Annotated in this window: 17 protein-coding genes and 1 other RNA gene; 4 read left to right on the forward strand and 14 right to left on the reverse strand. The window is 72.6% G+C overall.

All coding sequences use genetic code 11. From position 1 onward, the window contains the following. Positions 1–84 precede the first annotated feature (84 nt). On the forward strand, positions 85–714 hold the full coding sequence (locus tag TR42_RS08535; RefSeq protein ID WP_042214931.1) for a LysE family translocator: 630 nt from the start codon (positions 85–87) through the stop codon (positions 712–714). Positions 715–792: 78 nt separating this feature from the next. Here TR42_RS08535 and trxA read toward each other — a convergent pair whose 3' ends face one another. Continuing rightward, positions 793–1,164, reverse strand: coding sequence for a thioredoxin (gene trxA, locus TR42_RS08540; protein ID WP_042214933.1), 372 nt, complete (start codon positions 1,162–1,164; stop codon positions 793–795). Positions 1,165–1,297: 133 nt separating this feature from the next. On the opposite strand from trxA, the gene TR42_RS08545 reads away from it, so the two are divergent. Further along, a complete protein-coding gene (locus TR42_RS08545; RefSeq protein WP_143058924.1) occupies positions 1,298–1,840 on the forward strand; it encodes a DUF4916 domain-containing protein in 543 nt (180 codons plus the stop codon). Here TR42_RS08545 and TR42_RS08550 read toward each other — a convergent pair. From TR42_RS08550 to TR42_RS08595, 10 genes are all read right to left on the reverse strand, one after another. Continuing rightward, positions 1,833–2,408, reverse strand: a complete 576-nt coding sequence (locus tag TR42_RS08550) for a mismatch-specific DNA-glycosylase (protein WP_042214935.1) — start codon at positions 2,406–2,408, stop codon at positions 1,833–1,835. The genes TR42_RS08545 and TR42_RS08550 overlap by 8 nt on opposite strands. Positions 2,409–2,442: 34 nt before the next feature. After that, positions 2,443–3,054: an RdgB/HAM1 family non-canonical purine NTP pyrophosphatase gene (gene rdgB, locus TR42_RS08555; protein ID WP_042214936.1), complete on the reverse strand. Its 612-nt coding sequence runs from the start codon at positions 3,052–3,054 to the stop codon at positions 2,443–2,445. 2 nt (positions 3,055–3,056) lie between these two features. Continuing rightward, complete coding sequence (rph, locus tag TR42_RS08560; protein WP_074789286.1) at positions 3,057–3,788, reverse strand: ribonuclease PH; 732 nt, start codon at positions 3,786–3,788, stop codon at positions 3,057–3,059. A 20-nt stretch (positions 3,789–3,808) separates the two neighbouring features. Beyond that, positions 3,809–4,594, reverse strand: a complete 786-nt coding sequence (locus TR42_RS08565; protein WP_042214938.1) for an MBL fold metallo-hydrolase — start codon at positions 4,592–4,594, stop codon at positions 3,809–3,811. Next, complete coding sequence (gene murI / locus TR42_RS08570; protein WP_042214940.1) at positions 4,591–5,412, reverse strand: glutamate racemase; 822 nt, start codon at positions 5,410–5,412, stop codon at positions 4,591–4,593. Before murI ends, TR42_RS08565 begins: the two co-directional genes overlap by 4 nt. Then, positions 5,409–6,008 (reverse strand): DUF2017 family protein, encoded by a 600-nt coding sequence (locus tag TR42_RS08575; RefSeq protein ID WP_236623411.1) that lies wholly within the window; start codon positions 6,006–6,008, stop codon positions 5,409–5,411. Before TR42_RS08575 ends, murI begins: the two co-directional genes overlap by 4 nt. Before the next feature lie 29 nt (positions 6,009–6,037). Beyond that, a complete protein-coding gene (clpS, locus tag TR42_RS08580) occupies positions 6,038–6,325 on the reverse strand; it encodes an ATP-dependent Clp protease adapter ClpS (RefSeq protein WP_042214944.1) in 288 nt (95 codons plus the stop codon). A gap of 36 nt (positions 6,326–6,361) precedes the next feature. Beyond that, on the reverse strand, positions 6,362–6,616 hold the full coding sequence (locus tag TR42_RS08585; protein WP_425305729.1) for a DUF3039 domain-containing protein: 255 nt from the start codon (positions 6,614–6,616) through the stop codon (positions 6,362–6,364). Positions 6,617–6,692: 76 nt separating this feature from the next. After that, positions 6,693–8,282 (reverse strand): hypothetical protein, encoded by a 1,590-nt coding sequence (locus tag TR42_RS08590; protein WP_042214947.1) that lies wholly within the window; start codon positions 8,280–8,282, stop codon positions 6,693–6,695. After that, positions 8,264–9,034: an ABC transporter ATP-binding protein gene (locus TR42_RS08595; RefSeq protein ID WP_042214949.1), complete on the reverse strand. Its 771-nt coding sequence runs from the start codon at positions 9,032–9,034 to the stop codon at positions 8,264–8,266. Before TR42_RS08595 ends, TR42_RS08590 begins: the two co-directional genes overlap by 19 nt. Before the next feature lie 126 nt (positions 9,035–9,160). Between TR42_RS08595 and TR42_RS08600 the strand changes: the two genes are divergently transcribed. Together TR42_RS08600 and TR42_RS08605 are read left to right on the forward strand one after the other, a co-directional pair. After that, entirely contained in the window at positions 9,161–10,024 is an 864-nt protein-coding gene (locus TR42_RS08600) for a VOC family protein (RefSeq protein WP_042214950.1), read from the forward strand. 138 nt (positions 10,025–10,162) lie between these two features. Next, positions 10,163–11,233, forward strand: a complete 1,071-nt coding sequence (locus tag TR42_RS08605) for a fatty acid desaturase family protein (RefSeq protein ID WP_042214952.1) — start codon at positions 10,163–10,165, stop codon at positions 11,231–11,233. Here the strand turns inward: TR42_RS08605 and TR42_RS08610 are convergent. From TR42_RS08610 to ssrA, 3 genes are all read right to left on the reverse strand, one after another. Next, the gene (locus TR42_RS08610) at positions 11,230–12,093 is read right to left on the reverse strand and encodes a formate/nitrite transporter family protein (RefSeq protein WP_074789289.1); all 864 of its coding nucleotides are present in this window, start codon (positions 12,091–12,093) and stop codon (positions 11,230–11,232) included. The two genes, TR42_RS08605 and TR42_RS08610, sit on opposite strands and share 4 nt — an antisense overlap. Before the next feature lie 90 nt (positions 12,094–12,183). Then, positions 12,184–13,167 (reverse strand): calcium/sodium antiporter, encoded by a 984-nt coding sequence (locus TR42_RS08615; protein WP_042214953.1) that lies wholly within the window; start codon positions 13,165–13,167, stop codon positions 12,184–12,186. Between the two features lie 213 nt (positions 13,168–13,380). Beyond that, positions 13,381–13,748: a transfer-messenger RNA gene (gene ssrA / locus TR42_RS14620) on the reverse strand. Positions 13,749–13,781: the final 33 nt, after the last annotated feature.

A 13,781-nucleotide genomic window follows, 5' to 3' on the forward strand; every position in this document is an offset into this window, starting at 1 on the left:
CCCCTCGCGCACGCATCGACCCCGCACCGGCCCGCCCGGCGCGGGGTCTTCCGCGTCCGGGCAGGTGCGCCCCACAATGGCGCCGTGACCCACGACCTCCTCACGCTCGCCGCGGCGGGCTACGTCGCGGGCCTCGCGGTCGCGATGCCGCTCGGCGCGATCGGCGTGCTCATCCTGCGCGAGTCGATGGTGGGAGGGCTGCGCACCGGGCTCGGCGCTGCCGGCGGGGTCGCCACCGTGGACCTGGTCTACTGCGCGGTCGCGGTGGCCTTCGGCGCCGCCGCGGCGGAGGCGCTCGCGCCGTGGAGCAAGATGATCGCGTTCGTGTCGGGCCTCGTCATCATCGGCATCGGGCTCATGCTGCTTCGCGGCGCGCGCCGGCCGCCCCCCGCCGCCGGCGAGGTGGTCCCGGGCCGCCCGTTCCGGGTCTACGCGCGCTTCGTGGCGCTGACGGCCCTCAACCCCGCCACCGTGGTGTACTTCCTCGCCCTCGCGGGGGTGGTCACCACCGTGACGACGGCCTCGGCGGGTCCCGCCGTCTTCGTGGTCGCGGCAGGCCTCGGCTCGCTGCTGTGGCAGGCCGGCCTCGCGATCGCGGGCACCGTCATCGGCGCGCGCGTGTCGCCGCGCACGGTCCGGACCCTGGGCATCGTCGCCGCTGCCGCGGTGATCACGCTCGGCATCGTCGCCCTCGTCGCGTCGCGAACCGTCTGACGCGCCCGCCCTGCCGGCGCCGGGCACGCGAAAGGCCCGGCCCTCCCCGGAGGGAAGGACCGGGCCCTGCGAAGACGACTAGCCCTGCGCGGACTCGTGCTCGGCGATCTTGGCGCGGACCTCGTCCATGTCGAGGCCCTCGACGGCGCCGATCAGCTGCTCGAGCGCCGGGCCGGGCAGCGCGCCCGCCTGGTTGAAGACCATGATGCCGTCACGGAAGGCCATGAGCGTCGGGATGGCGGTGATGCCGTACTTGACGCTGAGCTCCTGGTGCTCCTCGGTGTCGACCTTGGCGTGCACGATCTCGGGCTTCACGGTCGAGGACTGCTCGAAGATGGGCGCGAAGCGCTTGCACGGGCCGCACCACTCCGCCCAGAAGTCCACGAGGACGATGCCGTCCTTGCTCACGGTCTCGTCGAAGGTGTCGGTGGTCAGCTCGATCGTTGCCATTGCTTCCTCTCTTGGGTGCGTATACCCCGGGGGGTATCCTAGCATGCCCGCCTGAACGGGGCTTCCGGTATCCAGGTTGTCATGGGTCGGCGCGGATGACGGCTCACGCGCGGCCACACGGTAGAAAAGACTCATGACCGACATGGCCGAGCTCCCCGACGAACCCACCGGATGGCTGTCCGACCGAGAGCTCGAGCACGTGCGCTCCGAGCTTCCGCTGGTCTACGTCAACGTGGTGCCCGTCCGGATTAATCCCATGGGCGAGGTCACCGAGGTGGGCCTGCTCCTGCGCGCCTTCGACGGCGGCATATCGCGGGCCATCGTCGCTGGTCGCGTGCTGTATCACGAGCGGATCCGCGACGCGATCGTGCGCAACATGGAGAAGGACCTCGGCCTCGCGGCGATGCCTCAGGTCCCCATGTCCCCCACGCCGCTCGCCGTGGCCGAGTACTTCCCGACCAAGGGCGTGACCCCGTTCCACGACTCGCGCCAGCACGCGGTCGCGCTCGTCTACGTCGTGGCCGTCGAGGGCCACTGCGAGCCCCAGCAGGGGGCGCTGGACCTCACCTGGCTCACGCCGGAGGAGGCCGCGAGCGACGAGATCGCCTCGGAGATGGCCGGCGGCCAGCATGTGCTGCTGCGCCAGGCGCTCGCGCACTGCGGCGCGCTCACCTGATCTCGCGCCCGGCGTCGCGCCTGACCTCGCGCAGCAGCGCGCCCACCTCCGCCCACCACTCGAGCCTGGTCGGACGCCCGTCATACGAGGCGCGCCCCTGGTTGCGCCCGCTCGGGCTCGGCAGCACGAACACCCGCGCGCCCTCGAACGTCCACCCCTGCGCGCCCAGGCCCGGCCGAGGCCGCCCGAGCCAGCGCGCCGCCTGGGTGCCGGCCTCCTTGGACGTGAAGGCCACCCACGCCGGACGATGCTCGGCCACCTTCGCGGCGAGCGCAGGGACGTCGTAGGGCAGCCCGCGGTCATGGCTCTGCGCCATGGTCTTCACCAGGTCGGTGAGGCCGATGCCGTGCTCGAGCACGCGCGCATCGTCCTCGGGGCCCAGCGGGACGGGCACGATGCCCGCCTCGCCCAGGTAGTCCCAGAACCGGTTCCCGGGTCCCGCGTAGTAGTGCCCGCGCGCGGCCGAGGCCAGCCCGGGCGCGGTGCCGCAGAAGACGGCACGCAGGCCCGGAGCCAGGTGGTCCGGGAGGACATCGGACCTGGGCGTCCCGGGAGGGCCGTCAGGCACCTCCCGACCGATGCTCACTGTCCCGACCGGGGGGTCAGGCCTCGAGCACCTCGGCGACCCGAGGAGCGAGCGCGCGGAACGCCGCGCCTCGGTGGCTGATGGCGTTCTTGCGCTCGGCGGTGAGCTCGGCGTTCGACACCGTCTCGCCGTGCGCGCGGAAGATGGGGTCGTAACCGAAGCCGCCCTCCCCCGCGGGCTCGCGCAGGAGCTCGCCCTCGACCACGCCCTCGCAGACCACCTCGCGGCCGTCCGGGGTCACGAGCACCGCGGCGCACACGAAGGCGGCCCCGCGGTGGGCGTCGGGGATGTCGGCCATCTGGGCGAGCAGCAGGTCGAGGTTCTCGCGGTCGGCGCCGTGGCGGCCGCTCCAGAGCGCGGAGAAGATGCCGGGCGCGCCGCCCATGACGGCGACCGCGATGCCCGAGTCGTCGGCGATCGCGGGCAGCCCGGTCGCGGTCGCGAGCGCGCGCGCCTTGATGAGCGCGTTCTCGGAGAAGGTGGTCCCGTCCTCGACCGGGCTCGGGGCGCCGAGCTCCTTGGCGGACGCGACATCGTCCCTGGTGAGGCCCGGCAGCGCCGGGGCGAGGATCGCCCAGATCTCGTCGACCTTGTGGGCGTTGTGGGTCGCGATGGCGAGGCGCGCCATGGTCAGCCCTCGAGCGCCGCGGCCTGAAGCGTCGCGATCTCGGCGTTGCCGGCCGTCGCGAGCGCGAGCAGCGCGTCGAGCTCGTCCTTGGAGAACGGGGCGCCCTCGGCGGTGCCCTGGACCTCCACGAAGCCGCCGGTGCCGGTCATCACCACGTTCATGTCGGTCTCGGCGCGCACGTCCTCGACGTAGGGCAGGTCGAGCATGGGCACGCCGTCGATGATGCCGACCGAGATCGCCGAGACGGATCCGGTGAGCGGCTTCGCGCCGGGCTTGATCGCGCCGTTGGCCTTGCCCCACGCGATCGCGTCCGCGAGCGCCACGTAGGCGCCCGTGATCGCGGCGGTGCGGGTGCCGCCGTCGGCGTCGAGCACGTCGCAGTCGAGCACGATGGTGTTCTCACCGAGCGCCTTGACGTCGATGATCGCGCGCAGCGAGCGGCCGATGAGGCGGCTGATCTCCATGGTGCGGCCGCCGATCTTGCCGCGCACCGACTCGCGGTCGTTGCGGGTGTTGGTGGCGCGCGGGAGCATCGCGTACTCCGCGGTGACCCAGCCCTCGCCGGAGCCCTTCTTCCAGCGCGGCACGCCCTCGGTGAAGGAGGCCGAGCACAGCACGCGGGTCCCGCCGAACGTCACGAGGCACGAGCCCTCGGCGCTGCGCTGGAAGCCTCGCTCGAAGGTGATGGGGCGGAGCTGGTCGGGGGTGCGGCCGTCGGCACGAGTCACAGTCATGGTGACGAGCCTATCCGCGCTCAGAGGACGTGGGTCTCGCCCGGGACCGCGTGCGTGACAGGGGCGCCGTACGCGACCGAGGCGAGCTCGAGCGTGCCGCCCGGGTCCACCCACGAGGCGATGTGGGTGACGATGAGCTCCGCGGCGCCCGCATCGCGTGCGAGCGTGCCCGCCTGCGTGCCGTTCATGTGGATGCCCTCCGCGTTGACGCGCGAATGGCCCCAGCCGGCCTCGGCGAGGAGCACGTCGCAGCCCCGCGCGAGGCCGAGCACCTCGTCGCACCGGTCGGTGTCACCGGTGAACACCAGCGTCGCGGCGCCCTCGGCGATCGCGGAGGGGCCGGAGATGCGCATCGCGACCGCGGGGACGGGGTGCCAGGCGCGGCCGAACGTGAGCGAGAACGGCCCGATCGCGGCGGTGTCGCCGTCCCCGACCGCCGTGAAGTCGTACGTCGCGACCGCGGTGAGGTCCTCGGAGCCGGCGATCTGGACGATGCGCTGGTCGAGCCCCTCGGGCCCGTACAGGGGCAGCGGCGGGAGGTCGTCGTCGGCCGCCGGGCCGTAGCGCCGGAGCACCGACAGCGCGGCGAGGTCGGCGCAGTGGTCGGGATGCCCGTGCGACACCACGACCGCATCGACGCGCGCCGGGTCGCAGTAGCGCTGCAGCGGGCCGATCGCCCCGGAGCCGAGATCGAGGACGATGCGCCACGTGCGCCCGTCAGCATCGTCCGCCTCGACCAGGTAGCAGGACGCGGGGGTGTCGGGGCCGGCGGTCGAGCCGGCGCAGCCCACGATCGTCAGCCTCACTGCGCCGCCTCCACCGTGGGAAGCGGCTCGACCTGCGTGACCACGGGGCCGAGGAAGCGCTGCGCGAGCGCCTCGAAGCGATCCCGCGGACCGGTCGCGTAGAACTTGTGGACCGGCGGCGCATGCGTGCCCCGCTCGAGCCCGTTGGCCGCGAGCACGCGGTAGACGTCGCGCGCGGTCTCGGACGCGGAGTCGACGAGCGTGACCTCCGGGCCCATCACGTAGGACAGCGCGCCTGCGAGCAGCGGATAGTGCGTGCAGCCGAGGATCAGCGTGTCGACACCGGCCTCCTGCAGCGGCGCGAGGTACTCGCGCGCCACGCGGACCACCTCCTGCCCCGATGTCTCGCCCGCCTCGACCAGCTCGACGAAGCGCGGGCACGCCTGGCTGGTGATGGTGAGGTCGGGAGCGCCCGCGAGGGCGTCCTCGTACGCTCCCGAGGTCACCGTCGCGACCGTGCCGATCACGCCCACGTGTCGCGAGCGCGAGAGCGCGGCGGCGCGCCGTGCGGCCGGCAGGATCACCTCGACCACCGGGATGCCCCGCTCGCGTGAGAAGCGCTCGCGCGCGTCGCGCAGCACCGCCGCAGAGGCCGTGTTGCACGCGATCACCAGGGTCTTCACCCCGTCCGCGACCAGCGCGTCCATGATGTCGAGCGCGTGCCTGCGGACCTCGGCGATCCCGAGCGGGCCGTACGGCCCGTGCGCGGTGTCGCCGACGTAGTGCACCGACTCGTGCGGCATCGTGTCCATGATGGCGCGGGCGACGGTGAGCCCGCCCACCCCGGAGTCGAACACGCCGATGGGCGCGTCGTTCATGCGTGTCCTCCTAGCGTCACGGAGACCAGGGACTCCTGGAGCCACGTGAGGGCGTCGTAGAGCATCCCGAGCCACATGCGCTCGGGATCGATGTCGGCGTCGACGGGCACGCCGCGGTCGGCGGCCTCCGCCGCGCGGGAGAGCTCGGCGTGAAGCGCCTCGGCGTCCTGGTCGCTCTCGAGCCCCAGCCTCGAGGCGACGACCAGCCGGACGTCGGTGAGCGCGGCCGCGGTCGCCATGACGTGCTCCGCGGGGATCACCCACTCCGTGCCGTCCGCGCTGAGCTCGTCCCACATGCGGCGCAGGCGCGCGATCTTGGTGCTCCGGAGCTCCTCCTCGGTGAGCCGGCGGAACTCGTCGGAGACGTCGCGGTCCCGCGGCGAGGCGTTGGGGAGCAGGCGCAGGAGCGCGGGGTCGTCCGGCTCGACCGGAGCATCGTCGAGGTCCTCGAGGAAGCGCAGGCTCTCGGCGAGGTCCTCGCGATGCGGAAGCGTCGAGTGGTGCTCCGCGCCGAAGGACTCGGCCCCCAGGAGCAGCCCGACGTCGGCGACGATGCGCGCGATCACCAGGCGCTCCTCCTCGTCGAGCGTGGCCACGGCGGCACCGTCGCGCGCGACGAACGCCCTCACCCGTCGCCCCGCTCGAGCGTCGCCCACAGCCCGTAGGAGTGCATCGCCTGCACGTGCACCTCCATCTGCTCGCGGCTCCCGCTGGACAGGACCGACCGGCCGTTCTCGTGCACCTCGCGCATGCGCGCCTCCGCATCGGCGCGAGCGAGGCCGAAGTACTCCTGGAACACGCGGGTGACGTAGCTCATGAGGTTGACCGGATCGTTCCACACGACGGTCACCCAGGGCTCGCGCACGCGCGCGGCGGTCCCGGTGCGGGGATCGAGACGCTCCTGGGTGCTCACCGCTCCAGCGTACGGCGCGGGGACGCGTATGGGCCGCTACTCGTCGTCGTCGGAGCCGAAGGCCGCGTCGAGGATCTCCTTGCACGCGGGGCACACCGGGAAGCGGTTCGGGTCGCGGCCGGGCACCCACACCTTGCCGCACAGCGCGATGACGGGCTCGCCGGACATCGCGGACTCGAGGATCTTCTCCTTCTTGACGTAGTGCGCGAAGCGCTCCGCATCACCGGGCTCGACCAGCTCCTGCGTGTCGGTCCGCTCGATGGTCGAGGTGCCGCCCTGGGGCTGCGTCATCGGCTCAAGGGTCTCGCTCATGCCGCCCATCGTACGCGCGCCCGCGGCGCGCAGCGGCGAGGTTCGGCGCGCGGCATCAGGCGACCGCGGCGAGCAGGGCGCCGGCGCGACGGTCGTAGATCGCCCCCGCTCCCCTCACCCCTCCCGCGTATCCCGCGACGCCGGCGACCGCTCCCACGACGCACGCGACCCAGCCCCACGCCGGGGCCACGGTGAGCGACAGCACGAACGGCAGCAGCACCAGCGGGACGAGCACGGCGAGCACCGCGGAGGACGCGAGCTGCGCGACCAGCCCGGCGCCCACGGCGCCGACCTCCGAGCCGAACGGGCTCGCCCCGGGCGCCGGGGCCCGGTACGGGATGACCACGCCGCTCACGGCGGCGACCCCGAGGCTCACGCCCAGCACGCCGATGCATGCGCCGAGCAGCCCCGGCGCGTGGTCCCAGCGCCCGGCCCAGGCGATCACCGCGAGCGCGGTGACGAGGATGAGCGGCAGGGCCCACGACGCCGAGGCCGCGAGCCGGCCGCGCATCACCGCCTGCCCGAGGCGACCGGACACCAGGTCGAGCCACAGCGCGGTCGAGTCGAAGGCGACGTCGTTGTGACGCCCCCAGCCGATGGTGGCCGCGAGCACCACCGGCACCACGTAGGCCCAGCGGCGGTCGAGATCGAAGACGGGGACCACGAGCGCGAAGAAGGTCACGGGAAGCAGCAGCACGCCCGCGAGCGACGCGAGGTAGCGGGGGTCGCTCACCCACGCGCGGATCAGGCGTGCGTGGACCGCGGCGGTCGCGGGGTCGCGCGGGTGGATCAGCGTGCGGACGGGCTCGAGGATCCGGTCGTGGCGGCGCTGCGCGCCGCCCCCGCGCCCCAGCGGCGACACGAGCTGATGGGCGACGGTGTCGCGCCAGGCCGCGTGGAGGAGCACGAGCCATCCGGCCTGGAGCCCGAGCCTCCATGCGGCGCCCCACCAGTCGCCGGCCGCCGCGCGCTCGGGCGCCGCGACCCCGGCGCCGAGCGGCGTGCCGCCGAGCCGCGCGAGGAGCGGATCGAGGTCCGCCTCGATGACCGCGGTCAGGCCGTCGCGGAACAGCACGTAGGCGACCGGCGCGGCCGCGGCGAGCGCGCAGGCGAGCGCCGTGAACGTCGCGAGCTTGGCCCGCCGCGACGACAGCACGCGCGCGCCCCAGGCGGCGCTCACCCGCGCGGCGAGCACGAGGCAGCCGTGAGCGAGCGCGAGCCCCGCGATGGCGACGGCGAGCACCGCTCCTCCGCTCGCGCGCCACGACAGGCCGAGGATGCCGAGCGCTCCCCCGACGAACAGCGCGGGCAGCGTGAGGAACGCCGCGACCGTGATCCCCGGCATGATGGTCCGCGCGGACACGCCGAGCGCGCGGAAGCGCGACGGGTCGAGCGTGTCGTCCAGCCCCGACAGGACCAGCGGGACCACCACCCAGCCGAGCGTGAGGATCGCGACCGCCGCGACCAGCAGGTCGCCGCGCACCGATGCGCCCTGGTCGGCGAGCACCGCCTGGCCCCAGATGAGCCAGGGCAGCATCACGAGCATCCACAGCAGGCCCAGCCCCGCCACGACGCCGCGCCACCACTCGCGCCGCACGAGGTGCCACGCGGTGCGCAGCCGGACGCCTACGACAGCCGCAACCACGTGAGGTCCCGCTGCTCGCGGCCGTCGCCGACCAGCTCGACGAACCTGCCCTCGAGGTCGTCCGCGCCGCCGCGGACCTCGTCGAGCGTCCCTGCGGCGAGCACGCGCCCGCCGCCGACCACCGCGACGTGATCGCACAGCCGCTCGACCAGCGCCATCACATGCGACGACAGCACGACCGTCCCGCCGGTACCCACGAAGGACTCGAGGATGCCGCGGATCGCGCCGGCCGAGACGGGGTCGACCGCCTCGAAAGGCTCGTCGAGCACCAGCACGCGCGGAGCGTGCACGAGCGCGCACGCGAGCCCGATCTTCTTGGTCATGCCCGCCGAGTAGTCCATGACGAGCGTGCGCCCCGCGTCCTCGAGGTCGAGGGCCGCGAGGAGGTCGTCGCGGCGCCTCCGGACGGTCTCCTTGTCGAGGCCCCGCAAGCGGCCCGCGTAGGAGATCAGCTCTCCGCCGGTGAGCCGGTCGAACGTGTGGAGCCCGTCGGGCAGCACGCCGAGCAGCGGCTTGGCGACCTCCGGGGAGGACCACAGGTCGACGCCGAGCACCGCGACGCCGCCCGCATCAGGCTGCAGCAGGCCGGTCGCCATCGACAGCGTGGTGGTCTTGCCCGCGCCGTTCGGCCCCACGACGCCGTAGAAGGACCCGGCGGGGATGTCGAGGTCGATCCGATCAACCGCGAGCGTGCGGCCGAAGCGCTTGGTGAGTCCGCGCAACGACAGCGCCGGGGCCTGGACGTTGGTCACGCCTCAGCGTATCGCCACGCTTCCAGGCATGTCGCTCGTACGCGGGGCGGAGGGGTGGCATGCACCGCCCTCCCTCCCATATAGTTAACGCTACAACCATTTGCGATTCGAAGGAACGGAGTCACGATGTCGGAGCAGAACCGCATCGCCGCCGGGACCACCATGGGGCCCGTCGAGCTGCACGTCGAGGACCTCGACCGGATGCTCGCGTACTACCGCGACGTGCTCGCGCTCGAGCAGATCCGCGTCGACGGCGCGCGTCACGTGCTCGGCCGCGGCGACGTCGAGACGGTGGTGCTCACCCCGACCCGAGGCCTCCCCCGCTTCGACCGCCGCGGCGCCGGCCTGTTCCACACCGCCGTGCTCTTCGACTCCCGCGAGGGCCTCGCCGCGGCGGTGCTGCGCGTGGCGCAGGCCGCCCCCGGCTCGTACACCGGAGCCGCCGACCACCTGGTGAGCGAGGCCTTCTACTTCGACGACCCGGAGGGCAACGGCGTCGAGCTCTACTTCGACCGCCCCCGCGAGGCCTGGCGACGCGACGCCGCCGGGCGCCCCCTCATGGGCACCGAGCACATCGACGTCGACGGCTTCCTCACCACCCACCTCGTCGAGTCCGAGGTCGCCGTGCCCGCGGCCGCCGCGAGCGTGGGCCACGTGCACCTCCAGGTGGGCGACATCCCGACGGCGAAGGACTTCTACGTCGGCACCCTGGGCTTCGACGAGGTGCTCGACATGGGCAGCGCGCTGTTCGTGTCCGCCGGCGGCTACCACCACCACATCGGCCTCAACACCTGGAACTCGCGCGGCGCGGGACCGCGCGCCGCCTCGCTGGGGCTGGGCACCATGGACATCGTGCTGCCGACCGCGGAGGACCTCGGCGCGCTGCGCGAGCGGCTCGCCCACCGCCGCGCCGCCGTCGCGGACGACGGCCGCACCGTCACGGTGGACGACCCGTGGGGTTCGAAGATCCGCATCACGGTCGGCGGCTGACCCGCGCACGCTCACGGAGCGACATTCGTCACGAACCCCTCGCGCCCTAACCTACGGTCGCGTAGGGTGGCGTCATCCGCATCACGGGCGCACGCCCTCGACTCGGCTGGGAAGTCGTCCCCCACCCCTCGGAGAGGCATGTCCGCACCGCAGCAGCCCGCATCGTTCCCCCTCAACAACATGACGTCGACCTTCGCGGAGCTGTCCGCGACGGTGCGCGAGACGGGCCTCATGCGGCGCGCGTACGTGTTCTACGGCGTCTACGCCGGTGTCCTCGCGCTCGCGCTGGGCGGAGTCGTCACCGGCTTCGTGCTGCTCGGCGACTCGTGGTTCCAGCTGCTCATCGCGGCGGCGCTCGGCGTGGTCCTCACGCAGGTGGCGTTCCTCGGACACGAGGCCTCGCACCGCACCGTGCTCGCCTCGGGCCCCGCCAACGACCGCCTGGGGAGGATCCTCAGCACCGTGATCGTGGGCATCAGCCACCAGTGGTGGATGAGCAAGCACACGCGGCACCACGGCAACCCCAACAAGGTCGGCAAGGACCCCGACATCGAGAAGGACACGATCTCGTTCCTCGAGGAGGACGCCGCTCAGGCCCGAGGCCCGCTGCGCTGGATCACCCGGCACCAGGGGTGGCTGTTCTTCCCGCTCCTCACGCTCGAGGGGCTCAACCTCCACTACCGCTCGGTGGCGGACCTGGTGCGCTCCGGGACGCGCCGCCAGCGCTGGATCGAGCTGCCGGCGATCGCGCTGCACTTCGGGCTCGTGCTGGTGCCGGTGTTCTGGATGCTGCCGCTCGGCATGGCCTTCGCCTTCATGGGCGTCCAGATGGCCGTCTTCGGCGTGTACATGGGAGCGTCGTTCGCACCCAACCACAAGGGCATGATGATCGTGCCCGCGGACGCCAGGATGGACTTCCTGTCCAAGCAGGTCCTCACCAGCCGCAACATCCGCGGCGGCTGGGCGATGTCGATCCTCATGGGCGGGCTCAACTTCCAGATCGAGCACCACCTGTTCCCGTCGATGGCGCGGCCGCATCTGGCGCGTGCCAGGGAGATCGTGCGCGAGCACTGCGCGACGCTGGGCGTGCCGTACACGGAGACGTCGCTGGTCGAGTCCTACGCGATCGTGGTGCGCTACCTCAACCGCGTGGGCCTCGCGGCGCGCGACCCGTTCGACTGCCCCGAGCGCGTCGCTATGGGACGCTAGCGGGCGGAGGACGCCGCGAAGTCCGCCTCGGCGTTCGCGATCACAGGCTCGGGCTCCTCGTCGGGCTCGGACGCGAGCGTCGCATCGTCCGCGCGGGCCTTGCCCGCCACGAAGGCGTACGCGAGCCCGATGACGATCGCGCCGCCCACCAGGTTGCCCAGTCCGACGAAGGCCATGTTGGTGCCGAAGTCCGCCCAGGTGACGTCGCCTCCGCTCAGCAGGCCGAGCCCGAAGGTGGTCATGTTGGCGACCACGTGCTCGAAGCCCGAGGCGATGAAGGCGAGCACGCCCCAGAAGATGATGACGGCCTTCGCGACCTCGTTCTTGAGCCGGGCGGCGGCCCAGATCGCGACGCACACGAGCACGTTGCACATGACGCCCCGCCAGAAGAGCTCGGACGGGGTGTGCGAGATCTTGCCCGCGAGGGTGTCCGCGGCGAACTCCCCGGCCGCGCCGTGGCCGAGCACCCCGGTCTGGATGATCACCCACGAGAACGCGAACGCGCCCAGCATGTTCGAGAAGAAGATCCCGAGGAGCACGCCCGCCGCCTTGAACCAGGAGATGGTCCGGCGGACCGCGCCGAGCGGGAGGATCATCATCGCGCTGGTCGCGAGCTCGGAGCCGGCGAAGACAACGATGGTGAGCGCGGCCGCGAACACGCTTCCCGCGACGAGCTTCTCCATGGGGTCGCCGGCGACGTGCAGCGGCCCCGCGGCCGACCACATGAGGACGTCTCCCACGCCGATCCACATGCCCGCGAGCATCGCGGAGACGATGAGCCGCAGCGGGGTGCGCGCGAGCTGCGCCTTGGCGTGCGCGGCCTTCGCATGGACGTCGACGGTTTCGGGGAGAGTCAGCACGTCTCGAAGGTACGGGGCGATCCGGCCTCCGAGCAGGTACGGAGGTCCCGGCGGGGACCTTGCTCGGGCCGTCCGGGGGATGCAGGGCGCTCAGCCGCCCGCGGTCGCGAGCAGCAGGGCGGTGTACGCGATCCACGCGGCGAGCAGCGCACCCCCCTCGTAGCGGTTGATGCGTCCGTGTCCGCCCGGCCGGAATCCCATGACGAGCATCGCGAGCGTCATGGCGAGCAGCACGGGCAGATCGCGGGACAGCGCCTGGGGCTCGACCGCGGACGGGGCGATGAGGCCCGCGAGGCCCACGACGGCGAGCGTGTTGAACAGGTTGGAGCCGATGACGTTGCCCAGCACCAGCTCGGTCGCGCGCCGCCGTGCGGCGGCGATCGCGGCAGCGAGCTCGGGTGCCGACGTGCCGATCGCGACGACCGTGAGGCCGATCACCAGGTCGGACCAGCCCAGCCGGTCCGCGATCTGGACCGCGCCCCAGACCAGCACGCGCGACGCCGCCACCAGGAGCACGATGCCGCCGACGGTCCATGCCCACGCCGCGCGGCGGGACATGCCGGCCGCGCGCTCGCGCTCCTCGACCTCGATCGCGAGCTCGTCCTCGGGCTCCCCCGGCGCACGGCGCCGGGTCCCCGCGCGGATCGACCAGAGGAGCTGCGCGCCGAGCGCCGCGACGAGCACGGCGGCGTCGATCCGGGAGATGCGCCCGTCGAGCATGACCGCCGCGAGCAGCACGGTGGCGCCCACGAGGATCGGCAGCTCGCGGCTCAGCACGCCGCGATGGACCACCACCGGCACGAGGATCGCGGTGGTGCCGAGGATGAGCCCGATGTTCGCGATGTTGGAGCCGAGCGCGTTGCCGAGCGCGATCTCGGGGTTGCCGTCGGCCGAGGCGAAGGCCGAGACCACGAGCTCGGGCGCGGACGTGCCGAAGCCCACCACGACCATGCCGACCAGCAGGGGCGCCATCCCGAGGTGGGTGGCGACGGCGGAGGCGCCGGAGACGAACCGGTCCGCGCTCCATCCCAGCGCGACGAGCCCGAGCAGGGTCGCGAGGATCGCCGCCGTCATGCTCCGAGCCTAGTGAGACGGGGCAAGAGCCAGCCCTTGCGTACCGCGGGACGAGTCTCGTCCGCGCTCGATGCTCGCTGCGAGGTGCTCAGTGCCCGGAATCACGGTTTTCGGGCACTGAGCACCTCCGAGGGCGGCCAGCGGCAGAGACGCCGACGCGGAGCGGGCGCGCGAAAGCCCCCGGCGCCGCACGGGCGTCGAGGGCTTTCGCAGAAGTGGAGATGCCGGGAATCGAACCCGGGTCCGCATGTCCAAACCGAAGTCTTCTCCGGGCGCAGCCTGAAGAAGGTTTTCTCGGCCCCTCACCCACCATCAGGCAGGTGGTGAGCGGGCCCAGTCATCTAAGAGTCCCGCAGCCCCCGATGACGAAGGGCTGAAGCAAGTTCCCTAGTCGACGCCAGGATCCAGGTCGGGAACGCCCCTGGGCTGACGGACTTCATGGCGCTCGCTTAGGCAGCGAGGGCGAAGTCGGTGCGCTTGGAATCGGCACCTATAGGTTGCAGAGGTCGTTTACGAGATAACTCTGCGTTCTCGGCCCGCTTCCCTCCGGAAGTAAACACACGTCGAAACCGATCATCCCCTGTGCAGTTGTACGTCCATTCTACCGGGAGGTC

Source organism: Demequina mangrovi, from assembly GCF_000759715.1.
Classification (GTDB): domain Bacteria; phylum Actinomycetota; class Actinomycetes; order Actinomycetales; family Demequinaceae; genus Demequina; species Demequina mangrovi.

What these genes read in the sequence shown, in the direction of transcription:
- TR42_RS08605 (WP_042214952.1), top strand. Translation starts at nt 10,163, where the DNA reads ATGTCCGCACCGCAGCAGCCCGCATCGTTCCCCCTCAACAACATGACG.
- trxA (WP_042214933.1), bottom strand. Translation starts at nt 1,164, where the DNA reads ATGGCAACGATCGAGCTGACCACCGACACCTTCGACGAGACCGTGAGC.
- TR42_RS08545 (WP_143058924.1), top strand. Translation starts at nt 1,298, where the DNA reads ATGACCGACATGGCCGAGCTCCCCGACGAACCCACCGGATGGCTGTCC.
- TR42_RS08585 (WP_425305729.1), bottom strand. Translation starts at nt 6,616, where the DNA reads ATGACGCAGCCCCAGGGCGGCACCTCGACCATCGAGCGGACCGACACG.
- rph (WP_074789286.1), bottom strand. Translation starts at nt 3,788, where the DNA reads ATGACTGTGACTCGTGCCGACGGCCGCACCCCCGACCAGCTCCGCCCC.
- TR42_RS08600 (WP_042214950.1), top strand. Translation starts at nt 9,161, where the DNA reads ATGTCGGAGCAGAACCGCATCGCCGCCGGGACCACCATGGGGCCCGTC.
- murI (WP_042214940.1), bottom strand. Translation starts at nt 5,412, where the DNA reads ATGAACGACGCGCCCATCGGCGTGTTCGACTCCGGGGTGGGCGGGCTC.
- TR42_RS08615 (WP_042214953.1), bottom strand. Translation starts at nt 13,167, where the DNA reads ATGACGGCGGCGATCCTCGCGACCCTGCTCGGGCTCGTCGCGCTGGGA.
- rdgB (WP_042214936.1), bottom strand. Translation starts at nt 3,054, where the DNA reads ATGGCGCGCCTCGCCATCGCGACCCACAACGCCCACAAGGTCGACGAG.